This is a genomic window from Paracoccus sp. M683, from assembly GCF_007096355.1.
Classification (GTDB): domain Bacteria; phylum Pseudomonadota; class Alphaproteobacteria; order Rhodobacterales; family Rhodobacteraceae; genus Paracoccus.
On the sequence record NZ_VKDF01000002.1, the window covers coordinates 290633 to 307327 of the forward strand.

General features: G+C 66.4%; 12 protein-coding genes. 2 read left to right on the forward strand and 10 right to left on the reverse strand.

Going from position 1 to position 16695, the window contains the following annotated elements:
* Positions 1-80 precede the first annotated feature (80 nt).
* Both FNJ84_RS04615 and katG read right to left on the reverse strand, forming a co-directional pair.
* Positions 81-1010, reverse strand: coding sequence for a sugar-binding transcriptional regulator (locus FNJ84_RS04615; RefSeq protein ID WP_143791829.1), 930 nt, complete (start codon positions 1008-1010; stop codon positions 81-83).
* A gap of 148 nt (positions 1011-1158) precedes the next feature.
* Positions 1159-3336, reverse strand: coding sequence for a catalase/peroxidase HPI (gene katG / locus FNJ84_RS04620; protein ID WP_143791830.1), 2178 nt, complete (start codon positions 3334-3336; stop codon positions 1159-1161).
* A 176-nt stretch (positions 3337-3512) separates the two neighbouring features.
* Here katG and FNJ84_RS04625 point away from each other — a divergent pair, with 176 nt between their 5' ends.
* On the forward strand, positions 3513-4418 hold the full coding sequence (locus tag FNJ84_RS04625) for a hydrogen peroxide-inducible genes activator (RefSeq protein ID WP_143791831.1): 906 nt from the start codon (positions 3513-3515) through the stop codon (positions 4416-4418).
* Between the two features lie 58 nt (positions 4419-4476).
* On the opposite strand, the gene FNJ84_RS04630 is transcribed toward FNJ84_RS04625, so the two are convergent.
* The 6 genes from FNJ84_RS04630 to tsaE form a co-directional block, all read right to left on the reverse strand.
* Complete coding sequence (locus tag FNJ84_RS04630; protein WP_185968418.1) at positions 4477-5493, reverse strand: alpha/beta hydrolase; 1017 nt, start codon at positions 5491-5493, stop codon at positions 4477-4479.
* Between the two features lie 387 nt (positions 5494-5880).
* Positions 5881-6201 (reverse strand): thioredoxin, encoded by a 321-nt coding sequence (trxA, locus tag FNJ84_RS04635; protein WP_143791833.1) that lies wholly within the window; start codon positions 6199-6201, stop codon positions 5881-5883.
* Between the two features lie 59 nt (positions 6202-6260).
* Positions 6261-9668 carry a double-strand break repair helicase AddA gene (gene addA, locus FNJ84_RS04640; protein ID WP_143791834.1) on the reverse strand — a complete coding sequence of 1136 codons (3408 nt, stop codon included), beginning with the start codon at positions 9666-9668 and terminating at the stop codon, positions 6261-6263.
* A complete protein-coding gene (gene addB / locus FNJ84_RS04645) occupies positions 9661-12612 on the reverse strand; it encodes a double-strand break repair protein AddB (protein ID WP_143791835.1) in 2952 nt (983 codons plus the stop codon). Before addB ends, addA begins: the two co-directional genes overlap by 8 nt.
* Positions 12602-13294, reverse strand: coding sequence for a nucleotidyltransferase family protein (locus FNJ84_RS04650; protein WP_255471040.1), 693 nt, complete (start codon positions 13292-13294; stop codon positions 12602-12604). Before FNJ84_RS04650 ends, addB begins: the two co-directional genes overlap by 11 nt.
* Entirely contained in the window at positions 13273-14712 is a 1440-nt protein-coding gene (gene tsaE, locus FNJ84_RS04655) for a tRNA (adenosine(37)-N6)-threonylcarbamoyltransferase complex ATPase subunit type 1 TsaE (RefSeq protein WP_143791836.1), read from the reverse strand. The genes FNJ84_RS04650 and tsaE overlap by 22 nt, the downstream gene beginning before the upstream one ends.
* A gap of 111 nt (positions 14713-14823) precedes the next feature.
* Between tsaE and FNJ84_RS04660 the strand changes: the two genes are divergently transcribed.
* On the forward strand, positions 14824-15423 hold the full coding sequence (locus FNJ84_RS04660) for an SH3 domain-containing protein (RefSeq protein ID WP_185968419.1): 600 nt from the start codon (positions 14824-14826) through the stop codon (positions 15421-15423).
* On the opposite strand, the gene FNJ84_RS04665 is transcribed toward FNJ84_RS04660, so the two are convergent.
* Both FNJ84_RS04665 and dapB read right to left on the reverse strand, forming a co-directional pair.
* Entirely contained in the window at positions 15414-15851 is a 438-nt protein-coding gene (locus FNJ84_RS04665; protein WP_143791838.1) for an HIT family protein, read from the reverse strand. The genes FNJ84_RS04660 and FNJ84_RS04665 overlap by 10 nt on opposite strands.
* An 11-nt stretch (positions 15852-15862) precedes the next feature.
* Positions 15863-16672, reverse strand: coding sequence for a 4-hydroxy-tetrahydrodipicolinate reductase (dapB, locus tag FNJ84_RS04670; protein ID WP_143791839.1), 810 nt, complete (start codon positions 16670-16672; stop codon positions 15863-15865).
* Positions 16673-16695 lie beyond the last annotated feature (23 nt).

The following is a 16695-nucleotide window of genomic DNA, read 5'->3' on the forward strand; positions in this document are numbered from 1 at the left end:
CAAATGCCATCTCCATGGGCAAATGCTCATACATGGCCATGCAAAAGTCAATGGAAATCCTTGACGCTGGGTAAGCGTGACTATTTCAGAAGAAATTCAGCGGTTTCGGTATCGGTGATCAGACCGTTCAACAGCCCGCCCTTCAGCGCGGCCCGGATCGCCTGATGCTTGGCCTCGCCCCTTGCGGCGGCGATCACCAGCGTTGATTCGCGCGATGGAATGGGGGCCGAGGCCACCCGGTCGGTCAGCTGATTGCGCAAAAGCCGGCCATCGGCGTCAAAGGCCCAGCCCGTAATCTCGCCCACGGCACCGGCCTGACGCAGGGTGCGAATTTCGTCTTCGGTCACGAAACCGTCCAGCACCAGCGGCGCATCATCGCCGACTGGCCCGATGCCCACAAAGGCCACGGCGGCCTGCTGGGTCATCTCGATCACGCGGGCGATGCCGGGTTGGGCGGCCAGCGCCTGCCGTTCCTCGACGCTGCTGGCCACCACTGGCATCAACAGCGGATAGCTGCGCGCGGTAACACGTTCCGACAGTGAAAACAGCACGTTGTAAAAGGCGGTCGAGCCATCTGTGGCAATGTTTCCGGTCAGCGAGACGATGCGATGCTGATCGCAATCCAGCCGCGACATCTGTTCGACCCCGGCCCGCAGCGTCCGGCCGGTGCCAAAGGCTGCGATCAGCGGGCCATCGCGGCGCAGCCAGCTTTCGATACTGTCGGCCAGCGCATTGGCCATGCCCGCGCCGCGCGCGTCCGACGGCACCACCTCGCACCAGGTCAGCCCGACATGGCGGCGCAACCGGGCGGCAAGATCAAGGCAATCGGCAAAGGGGTGGTCGATGCGGACCTTGACCAGACCCATGGCCTGCGCTTGCGCCACCATCCGCTGTGCGGTCTGGCGCGACACGCCCATCTGGGCGGCGATCTCGTCCTGGGTCAGGCCAGCGACGAAGGACAGCCAGGCTGCGCGGGCGATCTGATCCAGCTTACGGCCCTCGACGGTCATGCCCGACAGACTCCTTACGCAATCAACGCGGATCGGCTTAGCAGAGAATGCCCCCGGCGCCTATGCGGTTTGCACGGCCATCCGCCATGATCGCATGAAAAACCCGCGCCATCCGACGAGGACGGCGCGGGTCGGTGATGTCAGGCGATCAGGCGCGCAGGTCGAAGCGATCCGCGTTCATCACCTTGGTCCAGGCGGCCACGAAATCACGCACGAATTTCCCGGCATTGTCGTCCTGGGCATAGACCTCGGCATAGGACCGCAGGATCGAGTTCGAGCCAAAGACCAGATCCAGCCGTGTCGCCGTCCACTTGACCGAACCGGTCTTGCGGTCGCGGATCTCGTAAAGGCCATCGCCGCCGGCTTTCCAGCTGTTCGACATATCGGTCAGGTTGACGAAGAAATCGGTCGTCAATGCGCCTTCGCGATCGGTGAACACGCCGTGTTTGGTGCCGCCGTGATTGGTGCCCATGGCCCGCATCCCGCCGACCAGAACGGTCATTTCGGGGGCGGTCAGGCCCATCAGTTGCGCACGATCCAGCAGCAGTTCCTCGGACGAGACGACATAATCCTTCTTCAGCCAGTTGCGGAAGCCATCGGCCAGCGGTTCCAGCACGTCGAAGGATGCCGCGTCGGTCTGGGCATCGGTGGCGTCGCCACGACCGGGCGCGAAGGGCACCGTCACATCGAAACCGGCGGCCTTGGCGGCCTGTTCGACCCCCAGATTGCCAGCCAACACGATCACATCGGCCAGGCTGGCGCCGCTTTCCTTCGCGATGGGTTCCAGCACCGACAGCACTTTTGCCAGACGCGCCGGCTCGTTGCCTTCCCAGTCCTTCTGCGGGGCCAGCCGGATGCGCGCGCCATTGGCGCCGCCGCGCATGTCCGAGCCGCGATAGGTCCGGGCGCTGTCCCAAGCGGTCGAGACCATGTCGGCCACGCCAAGGCCGGCTGCGGCGATCCTTGCCTTGACGGCGGCCACGTCATAGCCGGTCGCACCAGCGGGAATCGGGTCTTGCCAGACCAGTTCCTCGGCCGGAACATCGGGGCCGACATAGCGGACCTTGGGGCCCATGTCGCGATGGGTCAGCTTGAACCAGGCGCGGGCGAAGGTGTCGGCGAAATAGGCCGGATCGGCCATGAACTTCTGGCAGATCGCGTTATAGATCGGGTCCACCTTCATCGCCATGTCGGCATCGGTCATCATCGGGTTGTGCCGGACCGAGGGGTCGCTGGCATCGACCGGCTTGTCCTCGTCCTTGATGTCGACGGGCTCCCATTGCCAGGCACCGGCCGGGGATTTCCGCAATTCCCATTCATGGCCGAACAGCATGTCGAAAAAGCCCATGTCGAATTTGGTCGGATGGGTCGTCCAGGCGCCCTCCAGACCCGAGGTCACGGCCCGGCTGGCCTTGCCCTGCTGGTCGGGGTTGGCCCAGCCCATGCCCTGCTGGGTCACATCGGCGGCCTCGGGATCGGGGCCAAGCGCATCGGCATTGCCGTTGCCATGGGTCTTGCCGACGGTATGGCCACCTGCCGTCAGGGCGGCGGTTTCCTCGTCATCCATGGCCATGCGCGCAAAGGTCTCGCGCACTTGCGCCGCGGTTTTCAGCGGGTCGGGTTTGCCGTTCACGCCCTGCGGGTTGACATAGATCAGCCCCATCTGCACGGCGGCAAGCGGGTTTTCCATCGTCTCGGGCTTTTCGACATCGCCATAGCGTTCGTCGCTGGGGGCCAGCCATTCCTTTTCTGCGCCCCAATAGACATCCTTTTCCGGGTGCCAGATATCGGCGCGGCCAAAGCCGAAGCCAAACGTCTTCAGCCCCATGTTTTCATAGGCGATGGTGCCGGCCAGCACGATCAGGTCGGCCCAGCTGATCTTGTTGCCGTATTTCTTCTTCAGCGGCCACAGCAGGCGGCGTGCCTTGTCCAGGCTGGCATTGTCGGGCCAGCTGTTCAGCGGGGCGAAACGCTGGTTGCCGGTGCCGCCGCCGCCACGGCCATCGGCCAGGCGATAGGATCCCGCCGCGTGCCAGGACAGGCGGATCATCAGCCCGCCATAATGGCCCCAATCGGCCGGCCACCAGTCCTGGCTTTCGGTCATCAGCGCGTGCATGTCCTTCTTCAGCGCCTCGAAATCCAGCGATTTGACCTCTTGGCGGTAGTCGAAACCCTCGCCCATCGGGTCGGTCTTGCTGTCGTGCTGGCTGAGAATGTCCAGATTCAGCGACTTGGGCCACCAATCCGTGACCGTGTTGCCGGTCTCGGTCAGCGCGCCGTGCATGACCGGGCATTTGCCACCGGTGTTCACGTCGTTTCCGTCCATCTTTGCTCTCCGATATCGTCGTGTTGAAACGGCTTGTCGGGGCAGCCCCTTCCCGGCCGGCGGTCTGGCAATTCCGCCGGTATGAGGACAGGTCAAACCCCGTGATGCCGACAGTCTGCACCAAACCCATCATTATTAGAATTTGTATTTTCTTATCTGTATGATAATTGCAGGTTATGAATCGCCTGACCCTTCGCCACCTTCGCTATTTCGAGGCGCTTGCCCGTTGGGGCCATTTCGGCCGCGCGGCGGACAGCCTTGCGATCTCGCAGCCGGCGCTGTCGGTCCAGATGAAAGAGCTGGAGGATATTCTGGGCGCGCCGCTGATCGAACGCGGCGCGCGGCAGATCAGCCTGACCAGCCTGGGCGAGGCTTTTGCCGTACGCAGCCGGTCGGTGTTGCAATCGGTCGATGAACTGGCCGAACTTGCCCGCGCCGCCGATGGTCCCCTGACGGGGCGGTTGCGATTGGGGGTGATTCCGACCATCGCGCCCTATTTGCTGCCCGCCGTCATTCAGGCGCTGTCGGCCAGCCACCCACAGCTGGAGCTGCACCCGCGCGAGGCGGTGACGCGCAAGCTAATCGGGGATCTGGTCGAAGGGCGGCTGGACACGGCGATTGTCGCGTTACCGATTTCGGAACCGGCCCTGCATGAAGAACCGCTGTTTCACGAGGATTTCGTGCTGGTCCGCCCCGCCGCCGATGCCGGCAAGCCGGTTCCACGCCCCGAGATCCTGTCGGAAATGCGCCTGCTGCTGCTGGAAGAGGGGCATTGCTTCCGCGATCAGGCTTTGGCGTTTTGCAGCCGGTCCTCGGCCATGCCCCGCGATCTGATGGAGGGCAGCTCGCTGTCGACGCTGGTGCAGATGGTGGGTGCGGGGATCGGTGTGACGCTGATCCCGGAAATGGCCTTGCCGCTGGAAACCGGGAATGCGCCGGTCTGCACAGCGCAACTGCCGCAGCCCCGTCCGTCGCGCAGCGTGGGCATGGTCTGGCGCAAGACCTCGCCGCTTTCGGGCCAGATGCGGCAATTGGCGGGGCTGGTGCGTCAGGTCGGGCGCCGGCCGGAACGCGCCGCCTGACGGGAACGCGGGGCGCATGCGGGTCAAAGCCCCTTGCGCCGCATTCCGCCGCCTTGCCTCAAGGTGATCGCTCGATGATCCGCGCGATCCGCGTGGGCGGCGCCAAAAGGATTCTGCCTGTCGCATTAAGAAGAAACGCCCCTGCCTGGGCAAGTTCGCCAAAAGCGCCGACCTGTGCCGCATGCGAATAGCGGGCCGCAAAGACAACGAAGCGGTCGTGATTCAGGGCATTGATCGAGGGTAGCGACGTGATGTCGATGATCCTGACGCCGTCCCGTTCAGCCATAGCCTTGATCTGCGGGTCATCGGCGCTGGCCAGGCCGAGCCGTGGCTTGCCCCCGGCAAGCCGGCTTGACACGGCAAGCGCACGGTCGTCCCTGGAAACAAGAACCGTTATCGGTGGTGACAGCCGGCCGACGGCCGCGACCTGATTGCGAAAGACATCAATGTCGATATCCGGCGCCGCCAGCCCGATCTGAAGGCGGTTAACGACGTCGTCGCGGCCTTGAAGGCGAAGTTGGCGAACGGCCTCCATGACCAGCCATGCACCCATGCTGTGCCCGACGAGGGTAATGTTGCCTTTTGCGTGCGACCGGCTCAACATGGTCAGCAGTTCAACCAGATCGTCGCGTGCATAGGTCGCCGAATCCCGGTCGGCGACATAGCCCCGGAAATCGCCCTGCGATGGCCATGAAAACAGGATTGGGACGGCCTGTCTGTCGGTTTCGGCGCTTAACTGGGCAAGCCGGAACACGGCTTCCTGATAGCTTGTATTATAGCCGTGGACAAAGACGCCGATGGTTTTGTCCGTGGCATCCGCCTGCCCGATGGCTTGCACGAAATCAGAGCGGTTCAACGCGTGCCGCCCCGTGGTGACAAAAACCTTCGACGGATCCCTGTATCTGGCGATAGAGCCGTTCGCCTGCGCTGCTGCTTCTGCCGATGACAGCTGCCGTATTGTGAATCGTTCATAGCGCAGCGTGCCGCGATCACCGCCAAATACGGGCGGCGTTGCGTCCGTCTGCGCGCGATCGGTAGCCGCCAGAATGGTGATGTCACTGGCCTCTCTGGCCATCCCGGCCTGCGGCTGAAGCGTCTGAGGCTCGGGTCTTGATGCGCAGCCCGCAAGCATGACTGTCAGGACCAGAGCGATGGTCAGGCCGCGCCGTTCGGAACGGGAAGCAGAGCCCGCCAAACTATCCCGGCTTGACGATCGGTGCCTTGGGCTGGTCGAAAAACTGGTCCTCAAGGGCATTCCTCACGCTAGGCGGGGTACAATAGCCCAAAGACGATCGGGTTCAATTTCGGATTCTCATCTGATGACGACGGCGGGCAGAAACCCGCGGAAATGCCATTGGCACCATGGCTGCGCGTCTCGTACCGGTGATGGGCGCCAGCAAACAAAAAACGCCGCCAGAGTTTCCCCTGACGGCGTTGGTCTTGCGGCTTGTCGCCTGCCGGATCAGATGGATTCGTCGATCCAGCTTTTCAGCGCGGCCTTGGGCGCGGCGCCCATGCGGGTCGAGATGACCTCGCCATTCTTGAACATGAACAGCGCGGGAATGCCGCGCACGCCCAGTCCGGCGGCGGTGTCGGGGTTTTCGTCGACATTGATCTTCACGATCTTCACCTTGCCGGCATATTCGTCCGACAGTTCCTCCAAAGCGGGGCCGATCTGCTTGCAGGGGCCGCACCATTCCGCCCAGAAATCGACCAGAACGGGGGTATCGGCATTGCGGACCTCGGCGTCGAACTGCGCGTCGGTGACGGGGCTGGTTGCCATGATGATCTTCCTTCAGATGGGATGCCGGCAGGGCCGGAACGAAAGCTTCAGACTGACAGCTAGGGGCGCAAGGCCTGCGGGTCAAGGGCAGCGCGCGCCTGATCCAGAACCGCATCGGGCAGGTCCATCAGGCTGCGGCTGGCGGTCCACAGCACCGCCGCGGCAACCCGCCGGCCCGGATAGATCAGCCGCAGCGCGTCGCGATAGGCGGCCATCTGCCGCAGGATTCCGGCAGGAACGGCGTCCGGCGTGGCCGGCACGTCGCTGTTGGATTTATAGTCGACCGCCAGCACCCGGTCAGGCCCGATGATCAGCCGGTCAACCGTGCCATGCAGCGGGCCGACCCAATCCAGCGATGCGGTCAGGTCGATCTCGGCCAGAACCGTGTCGCCCGGTTCCGGTGCCATCACCTGCGCCAGATCGGGCGCGGTAATGACCGCGCCGGCCTCGGCCAGCAGGTCGGCCAGTTCATCGGCGCCGGGCAAACCGCCCTCGGCGCCGGACAGCGCCGTGCGGGCCAGCGCAGGCCAGTCGGCCGGGTCCGAGCCGGGCAGATGTTCCAGCAGCAGATGCAGCCGCGTGCCGCGCAGCATGGCGGCCTGCGGATCGGCATCCTCGACAGGCGCGCCGGCGACGACCTTTGCCCCGCCAAGCGCGGTCGCTGCGATGGGCTGGGCCGGGTGTGGCGGGCGCTGAGGCCGGATTCGCACCCAATCGGGCAGAGCGGTCGGCCCCGCCCCCGCGCGGTTTGTCGCAGGTCCATCCAGCGGCTGCCCATCGGGCCAGTCGCCGAAATCAAATCGGGTCGCCGTGCCGATGCCCTCGATCGGGACCGTCCGGCTGTCCAGCCCGGCCCGGCCGGCCCCTTCCGCGATCAGCGCATGCCAGCTGTCCATTCCCGCCCCGGTTTCGCCGGCCGCCGCCACGATCAGCCAGCTTTCGGCCCGCGTGATGCCGACATAAAGCAGCCTGCGCCGTTCCTCTTCCAGCCGCGCCTGTTCGTCGGAAACCGCGTCTTCGATTGCCGCAGGACGCTGACCCTTGCTGCCGCGCCAGACCACCGGGCCATCGGGCAAAGCGATGGTCTGCGGCGCCGGCGACGCCTTGGGCTTCGCGGTGTCGGGCAGGATCACCACCGGGCTTTCCAGCCCCTTGGCACCATGAACCGTCATCACCCGGATCAGGTCCTCGTCACCGCTGCCGACCTGACGGCGCACCTCGATATCGTCGCCCGAAAGCCAGACCAGAAACCCCGTCAGGCTTGGCGTTTCGACGCCTTCATAGGACAGCGCCTGCGACAGCAGTTCGGCGATTCCGTCCTCGGCCTCTTGTCCCAGCCTTGCCAGCAGCCGGTCGCGCCCGCCATGCCGGATCAGCAGGCGCGAGATCAGGTCATAGGGCCGAAGATAGCCCGATAGGTTCATCAGGTCGGTCAGAATGGCCACGGCATCGGCATGGTCGGATTGGCGAAGCCTTTCCCACAGAAATTCGCGTTTGCGCCTGCCATGGGCCAGCCGGAACAGCGCATCCTCGTCCAGCCCGAACAGGGGCGAGCGCAAGGCAGCGGCCAGCGACAGATCATCCTCGGGCGTATCGACGCAGGCCAGCACCGCGCGAATGTCACGCACGGCCAGCTCGGCGGCCAGTTTCAGCCGGTCGGCGCCGGCGATGGGCAGGCCGGCGGATTTGCAGGCGCGGATGATTTCGTCGAACAGCGCGCTGCGCCTTTGCACAAGGATCAGCACATCGCCAAAGCGCAGCGGCCTGACGCGGCCTTCGCGGATGTCATGGAAGGGTGTGCCATGGATCGCCGCGATCTGGGCGGCCACGGCATTGGCCAGCAATGTCTGGGCCGAGGGCGGCACCGGCCGGTCCTGCGGCACCCACCATTCCCCCGGTTCGGCCGGTTCGGGCGCGGCGACCGGCGGCCAGATGTCGATGCGGCCGGGCAGGGCCTGATGAAAGGCGATATGGTGCGCGTCACCGCCCCGTTCCAGCGCGGTTTCGCCCTGAAACACCGCGTCGACGAGCCGCAGGATCGCGGGGGACGAGCGGAAGGAATGCAGCAACTCGCGCCGCGCCATCGGCGCCTGAGCCTGCGCAAAGTCGCGGTCGAACTGGTCGCGCATCGCCTCGAAAACGGCGGTATCGGCGCCCTGGAAGGAATAGATCGACTGTTTCGGATCGCCCACCACGAACAGCGTCCGATCGCGCGGGACCGCGCCGCTGCCGCTGGTGAATTCGTCGGTAAGCCGCTCGATCACGCGCCATTGTTCAGGGCTGGTATCCTGTGCCTCGTCCACAAGAATATGGTCGATGCCGCCATCCAGCCGCCACAGCACCCATTGCGCCATGCTGGATTCCGACAGCAACCCGGCGGCGCGGCGGATCAGATCGTCGAAATCCAGCCAGCCATGGTCCAGCTTGCGCGCCTCGTATCGGTGGGTGAACTGATGCGCAAAACGGTGCAGGGTCAGGCTGCGTTTTGCAGCGGCAAGGGCGAGCAATGTGGTGTGGGCGTCCTGAACGCGCAGCATCAGGTCGTCCAGATCGGGCATGAGACCGGCAGAAGGCCCGTTGCGCAATCCCTTTGTCGGAAACGTCCCGATCTTGGCTGTAAAGGGCTCTTTCGCGTCTTTTCCGGTCAGCAGGACATCGACAAGAATGGACAGCTCGACCGGACCGGGGGCGGACCAGTCGCCGCGCTTCAACCTGGTGGCGGCGCGCTGATCGTTTGTGCCGCTTTGGGCAAGCTGGGGTATCAGCGCGCCGAAAAGGTCACGTTCGCCCCCGTCAAAGACCTGCGCCAGCAACGCATCCTCGGTCTGCGCCGCTGCCAGCCCATGCGAGGCCCAAAGCGCCGCCTGATCGGGCGGCTTGGTATGGGCGGCAGCCGACAGGCCGGCAAGAAAACGGTTCAACTCGTGCCCGCTGTGCAGCGCGGTCAGGTCGTCGATGGCCGGGTCGCCGGCCTCGGCCATTTCCTCGATGATTTCGGCGCGCAGCACCGATGCGCTGCGTTCGTCCAACTCGGCAAAGCCAAGCGGCACGCCGGCTTCCAGCGGAAAGCGGCGCAGCAAGGCGGCGCAGAAGCTGTGGATCGTCTGCACCTTCAGCCCGCCCGGCGTTTCGATCGCCAGGGCGAACAGCCGGCGGGCCTCGGTCAGGTCGGCGGTGCCGGCCTCGCCCAATGCGGCCAGCGCGGCCCGCAGATCGGATTCAGGCAGCATCGCCCATTCGCCAAGACGGCGCAGCAGGCGGTTCTGCATCTCGGTCGCGGCGGCCTTGGTATAGGTCAGGCACAGGATGCGTTCAGGCGGCGTGCCCCGAAGCAGCAGCCGCGCCACGCGGTCGGTCAGCACCCGCGTCTTGCCCGAACCCGCATTGGCCGTCAGCCAGGTCGAGGCCAAGGGGTCGGCTGCCGCGACCTGATTTCGGGTCGCGTCGTTCATGGGCCGGTCAGTCATCGCCGCCAACCTTTTCAGGGGCGGTCGGGTCAGACAGCGTCCATTCCCCGAACCGTGCCAGATGTTCGTAATCGCCGGTAAAGCGTTTCTCGTCCGCATCCCGCAGCGCGGCAAAGCCCGTCTGACCCGACAGATAGGCCCGCACCAGCGCGACGAAGCGATCCCAGAACTCGCCTTGCAGATCATCGGGCAGTTTGCGGGCGCTGGTTTTCCCCTCACCACCCAGCTGGATATAGCTGATCCCGGCAACCTCGGTCGGGCCGATCTGGTCAAAGGCCCCGTTCGCCACCATCACCGCCTCTAGCAGCAGCTGTTTCTCGTGCGTCTCGATCTTGCTGTCGGTCGGAGGCGTGCCGGATTTGTAGTCATAGACCTGCGCCCGCCCGTCATGCAGCAGGTCGATGCGGTCGGGTTTGGCGGTCAGGGTCAGGCCGGTATCGGCCACGGAAATGCGGTGCTTGGTCTCGATCACCGCCGGGCTGCCTTGGGCCAGCCGCGCCAGTTCATCGGCGACAAGCCGATCGGCGATGGCGGCGATGCGGGCCAGCCAGAAGGCGCGGGCCGAGGGCCATGGCACCTGTTCATCCAGCACCGCGCGGGTGATGGTCAGAAGCCGTTCCTTCAGCGCCTCGGGCAGCATGTCGGGATCGGGCCGCGATTCCAGCAGGCGCTGCACGATATCATGCAAGGCAATGCCGCGCAGCCGGGCGTCAGGCTCGGGTCGCAACGGGTCCAGAGCGCGAAGGCCCAGCACCCGCCGCGCATAGATTGCATAGGGGTCGCGGATCAGGGTCGCGACATCGGTGGCCGACAGTTCCGTCAGCGCCGGTGCGGGCGGGATCGGCGCGGGCCGGGCCGCGGGGTCGGTGCGGGCCTCGGGACGGGCTAGCGCGGCGGCCATCTCAAGCCAGCCATCGCCGCGCGCGCGCATTGCAGCCAGCGCGGTTTTGCCGCCCTGATCGGGCAGCCCTTCCAAAAGGTTGGTCAGCCGGTTCAGCCAGCGCGAGGGGATGGTTTCGGCCGTATCATCGCGCCGGGCGCGGGTCAGGATCACCCGGTCGGCACCCATGCCTTGCTGGAAGTCATGCGCCGCCAGCCCGATGCGGCGTTCGGGCAGGGTCAGCCCCGCATCCAGCCGCATTTGCCGCGACAGCCAGGGATCGGGGTCCAGCGCGCCGGGCCAGCCGCCCTCGTTCAACCCGGCCAGAATGACGCTGCCAAAGGCGTTGGTCCGGGCCTCTCGTGGACCGCGAAAGCGGATCAGAGGATGCGCGGCGGGGTCTGCGCGAACGGCCAGCGTCCGCATTTCGGTCAGCAGCAGATCGGCGAAATCGCCGGGCCGCATGGGCGGACCTTCTGGCGCGTGTTCGGCCAGATGCGCCATCAGCGCCCGCGCCTGCTTGCCATCATCGCCCGACCACAGCCGCGACTGGCCGACATCGCCATCCGGGCCGGCGGCCAGGGCCTCGGCCAGGGCCAGATGATCCTTTACCCGGTCGGTCAGCGGGCGGGCGCGTCGATCATCGGCCAGTGCACCGATCCGGTCCAGCATTCCGCCCAGCCATTCGGCCCAGACCTTCTGGATCTCGTCCCCGCGCGCGGCCCAATCGCGCAAGGCATCGCCGCCCGGAAAGACCGGCCCATAGCGCCGCAGCTTCAGTTCCAGATCGCGGGTCAGGCGCAGCAGATCGTTGCGCCCCAGCTTTTCCGACCCGGTCGCGGTGACAGGATGTTTCAGCAGTGCCAGCAGCGCGTCGATGGTCAGCGGCTGGCCGAACAGCGCCGCCACCTGCCGCAGAAACAGCCCCGGCGGCGTCAGCGGCAAGGGCAGGCCGGCGCTGTCATCGGGAACCAGATGCCAGCGGTCCAGCGCCGCACGGACCCGCCGGTTCAGCCCGCCATCGCCGGTGATCAGCGTTACGGGCTGGCCATCCTCGATGATCTGGCGGATCAACAGGGCGATGGCTTCAGCCTCGGCCCCAGGCGTGTCGGCCTCGATCAGGGTCAGCGCCTGCGTTGCCGGGCCAAGATCGCCAAGCAAGGGGCCATCCGCGATCCATTGGTCGGTGACGGGCGCGGGCCGCAGCGCCAGCGACATCAGCGCATTGCGCGCGGGCGAAGGGGCGGGGGTATCGGTCCAGCGGTGGGGATAGCCCGCCTTGCGGATCAGCGGTGCGAAACGGGCCTGCGGGTGATCCTCGGCCTTTTCGTCCAGCCCGTCCCAGATCGCAGGGGGCTGGTCGAAATCGAAACCGGGCAGCACCACGGCGCCATTGGGCAGCGCAGCCACCGCCTGCATGAACAGCCGCGTGGCCCCGTGCGATCCGGTCGATCCCGCCACGATCACCGGCGCATCGGGCAGATCGAGCCCCTCGGCCCAGCCCAGCACGGCGGTCTCGGCCTGGGCGCGCTGGCGCGCCGGGCGGTCAACCGGGGGACCGTCCAGATAGAAATCAGCTGCGATCTTCAGGAAATCCAGCGCGTTCTGCCAGTGCCGCGCATGCTCTCCGGGGTCGATCCGGGCAAGGGCGGCGGCATCGCGGCCCTCGGTCTGCATCTCGGTCATCAACTCGGACAGCGATTGCGCCAGATCGGGGATGGAATAGCCCGCGCCCAGATCGGGCCGCCCGTCCAGCAGCCCCGCGACCAGCCGGCCCAGTTGCAGCCTGCGCGCCAAAGGTGCGGCCAGCGGCCCAAGCCCCGCCGCCGCCCCGGCACCCAGATCGGTCACCACCCGCAGGCGCGGCAAAAGCAGCGGCCCGCGCGCGTCAAAGGCGGCTTTCAGCGCCGTCAGCGTGCGGCCGGAATTGGCATAGATGGTGATGCGGGCCAAAGCCTCGGGCGGTTGGCCGGACATTCGGTCCAGCAGGCCGGCGACAAATTCGCGCGCGAAATCAACGCCCGGAGCCAGCGCGAACAGGCCCGGTTGCCAGTCAGTTGCCATGCACCATCGCCTCGGCCAGGGGGATGGTTTCGGGGCGTCCGACATCGCACCATTGGCCGGGCCAGATCAGCCCATGGGCACGACCTTCGGTAATCAACTGATCCCAAAGGATGTTCAGCGAAAACACCGGCTGGTCGATCCCGGCCAACCGATCAGGGTTCAGCATATGCGCGCCGGCATAGACCAGATCGCCCTTGCGGCTGATGCGGCCGGCGCCGTCGATGCTGAAATCCCCGCCGCCCATGCGCCCGCGCGTCTGGGCCAGGGGCACCAGCACCAGCAGCGCATCCATCCGCTCGCCATCCCAAGCGGCACGCAGGGCGGCGATGGGGTTCGGACCGTGCCAGATCACGTCCGGGTTCAGGGTCGCGACCGGGCCTTGCCCCAGCAGAGGCAGCGCGCGGCGCAACCCGCCGCCGGTTTCAAGGATCAGCTCGGCTTCGTCGCTGATTGCCACGTCCTGCCCGGCCAGATGGTCGGCGATCATGCCGCCCATGTAATGTGTGTTCACCACCACCGGCCCGGCCCCGCCTTCGCGCGCCATGATCAGCGCCCGGTCCAGCAGCGTCTGGCCGCCCACCGTGATCAGCGGCTTGGGGCGGTCATTGGTCAGGGGCCGCATTCGCGTGCCCAGACCGGCCGCGAACAGCATCAGCGGGGTCAGCGGGCGGGTGTCTGGCATCGGGCGGCAATCCTGTCGGTGATGTCTGGCGTGGGCGCGGGCAGATCGTTCACGATTACCGCCAAGGGCGCAAGGGCCGGATGCGCAAGGTTGCGCTGCACATAGGACCAGACCCGCGGCATGAAGGCCAGATAGCGCGGCTTTCCGACATGCAGCGCCAGCCGGGTGAAAATCCCCATGATCCGCAGGTTCCGCTGCGCGCCCAGCAGCGCATAGGCGGCGCGGAAGCGATCCGCATCAAGGCCGGTCGCGGCGATATAGCGGTCGATCATCGCGGCCTCGATGGCAGGGTCCACATCGCGGCGGGCATCCTGCAAGGCGGACACCAGATCATAGGCCGGATGCGTCGCCACGGCATCCTGAAAATCCAACAGGCCAAGCACAGCCTCGCCCCGCCAGATCAGGTTCTCGGCATGGAAATCGCGCAACGACAGGACCGGCGGCAGGTCGGCACACAGCCGGGCATGCAGGGCCTCGATCTGTGCCGCGATGGCCAGCGACGGAGCGGGATCGACCCCGACCGCCTGCGGATACCATTCGGCGAACATGCCGACCTGACGCGCCAGTTCCGGGCCGTCCAGCGCGAGGATGCCCAAGGGCGGCTGATGCCGGTGCAGATCGACCAGAAAATCGGTGATCCGCTGATAGATCGGCCGCGCCAGCGCGGGTTCGCGTTCCAGCACCCGCGCGACCAGATCGTCGCCAAGATCGTCCATCAGCAGCAGGCCGTGTGCCGGATCGGCGGCAAACACCTCGGGCGCGGCAAAGCCCCTGTCGCGCAGCCAGCCGGTCATCGCCAGATAGGATGCCATGCTGCCCGGCGGCGGATCGTCCATCAGCACTGCGCTGTCACCGCCATGGATCAGCCGGAAATAGCGCCGCGCCGAGGCATCGCCCGCCAGCAGCCGCACCTGCGCCTCGCCCCAGCCTGCGGCGTGGATGAATTGCGCCCGTTCCACCGCCCTCGCGAGGTCCGGCCAATCCTCGGGCGCGCCATGCAGCGAAATCTGCCGCATCCCCGGATCGGCATCAGGCGCGAGGCGCAGCCACAGCGCGCCGGGCGGTGTCGCCTCGATCCGTTCGGGCCATTCGATCAGGGTGATGGCGTCGGTCAGGGCCTCGTCGAGACCAAGCTCGTCCAGTTCCGACACATCGCCAAGCCGGTAAAGATCGGCATGCCAGATTTCAGTGCCCATCGGGTCGTCATAGGTCTGGACCAGCGTGAAGGTCGGGCTGGGCACATCTTCCGCCGCATCGCCCTGCCGGGCCTGAATGAAGGCGCGGGCGAAATGGGTCTTGCCCGCGCCAACGGGTCCGTCCAGCAGGAATGTCTGGCCGGGCCGGGCGCTGGCGGCCAGCATCCGGGCAAGGGCCGCGGTCATCGCCTCGTCGGCGGTCAGGGTGGCAAGCGTTTGCATCGGGACGGTTCTAGCCGCTGGCGCAGGCCAAGGGAACTGCGCGCGGGAATGTCAGATGTTGTCACCCGAAATGTTGCTATGCTGCACACCGATTCAACAACGGATGACCCCATGCGCCTGACCGTTCTTGCCCTTGCCCTGTTGCTGGCCAGCCCGGCCCTTGCCACGCAGGAATACATCCTGCCGACGCTGTTCGACGTGACCGATGTGGCTGCGGATGACGTGCTGAACATCCGGGCCGAGCCAAGCGCCAGCGCCGCGATCATCGGGCAATTCGTTCCCGATCAGACCGGAATTGAGGTGATCGAGGAACGGGATGGCTGGGGCCGGGTGAACAGCGGCGAAGGCTCGGGTTGGGTGTCGATGCGGTATCTGAGCTATCGCACCGATGTGTGGCAGGCCGGGATGCTGCCCGCCAGTTTCGCCTGCGCCGGGACCGAGCCGTTCTGGGGCCTGTCGGTCCAGCAAAGCCGGGCGATCCTGGGTGGCCCCGATATGGACGAGACGCCACGCCGGATTTCCGCGGTACTGGGCGGGGATATCTTTCGCGACCCCTCGCGCGCGATCCTGGCCGAAGGGCTGACGGCCAGTGTGGTGCCGCAGATCTGTTCTGATGGCATGTCGGACCGGTTGTTCGGGCTGCGGGCCAGCGTGATCCTGCACGGCGATCAGCCGCGCCTGTTGCAGGGGTGCTGCTCGGTTCAGCCCTGATCCAGCGCCGCGCGCAACTGCGCCGCCACCTGTGCCATCCGCTCGGGTGGCAATTGCGGTGGCGCGGAAAAGCCATCCGGCCCGTCGGCCAGATAGGCTTGCGAGGTGATGTCATGGATGCCGTGCATCGGCACGACATGGGCATGGGCGTGGGGCACATGGATGCCGGTATAGACCATGCCCACACGCGGCACGCCGTAAAGCAGCTTCATGGCGCGGGCCAGCGCCTGCGCGCAGGTGGTGATGCGGGTGGCAAGATCGGGGGGCAGATCCTCGAACCAGACGTGATGCGCCCTGGGGATGACCAGCGCATGACCTTCCCGCACCGGATGCAGGTCCAGAAAGGCGATGATCGCCTCATCCTCATGAAGCTTGTGCGCCGGTAACTCGCCGGCTGCGATCCGGCAAAAGAGGCAAGCGTCCGCCATGCAGTCCCCCTTCAGTCCAGCCCGAGCACATCGGCCATGTCATATTCGCCCGGTCCCTTGTCCTGCCCCCACAGTGCGGCGCGCAGCGCGCCACGGGCAAAGATGGCGCGGTCGTTGGCCAGATGGCGCAGCACGACGCGCTCGCCATCCGCGGCGAAGATGACGTCATGTTCGCCCACCACATCGCCGCCGCGAATGGCTGAAAAACCGATGCTGCCGCGTTCGCGCGCGCCGGTGATGCCTTCGCGGGCAGGGGTGCGCAGGTCGGCCAGCGTTTCGCCGCGCCCTTCGGCGGCGGCCTCGCCCAGCATCAACGCGGTGCCGGATGGCGCATCGACCTTGTGGCGGTGATGGGCCTCGACCACCTCGATATCCCAATCCTCGCCAAGCGCGGCGGCGACCTTGCGGGTCAGGCCGACCAGCAGGTTGACGCCAAGGCTCATGTTGCCCGCACGGATGATCGGGGCGTGGCGGGCGGCGGCGGCGATATATGTCAGGTCCTCATCCGACAGGCCGGTGGTGCCGATCACATGCACGGCGCGGGCCTGTGCGGTCAGTTCGGCATAGGCAACGGTCGCGGCGGGGGTGGTAAAGTCGATCAGCGCCTGCGCCCCGGCAATCGCCTCGATCGCGTCATCGGTGACGGTCACGCCAAGGGGCGCGCCGCCCATGGCCACGCCCACATCCTGCCCGATCCACGGCCCGCCCGCCCGGTCCACCGCCCCGACCAGCCGCGCCTGATCGCTGGCCGTGATCAGCCGGATCAGCATCTGCCCCATGCGCCCCGAGGCGCCTGCGACCACGATTCCCGGTTTGTCCATGCGTCACCCCCTTGTTACGCCCG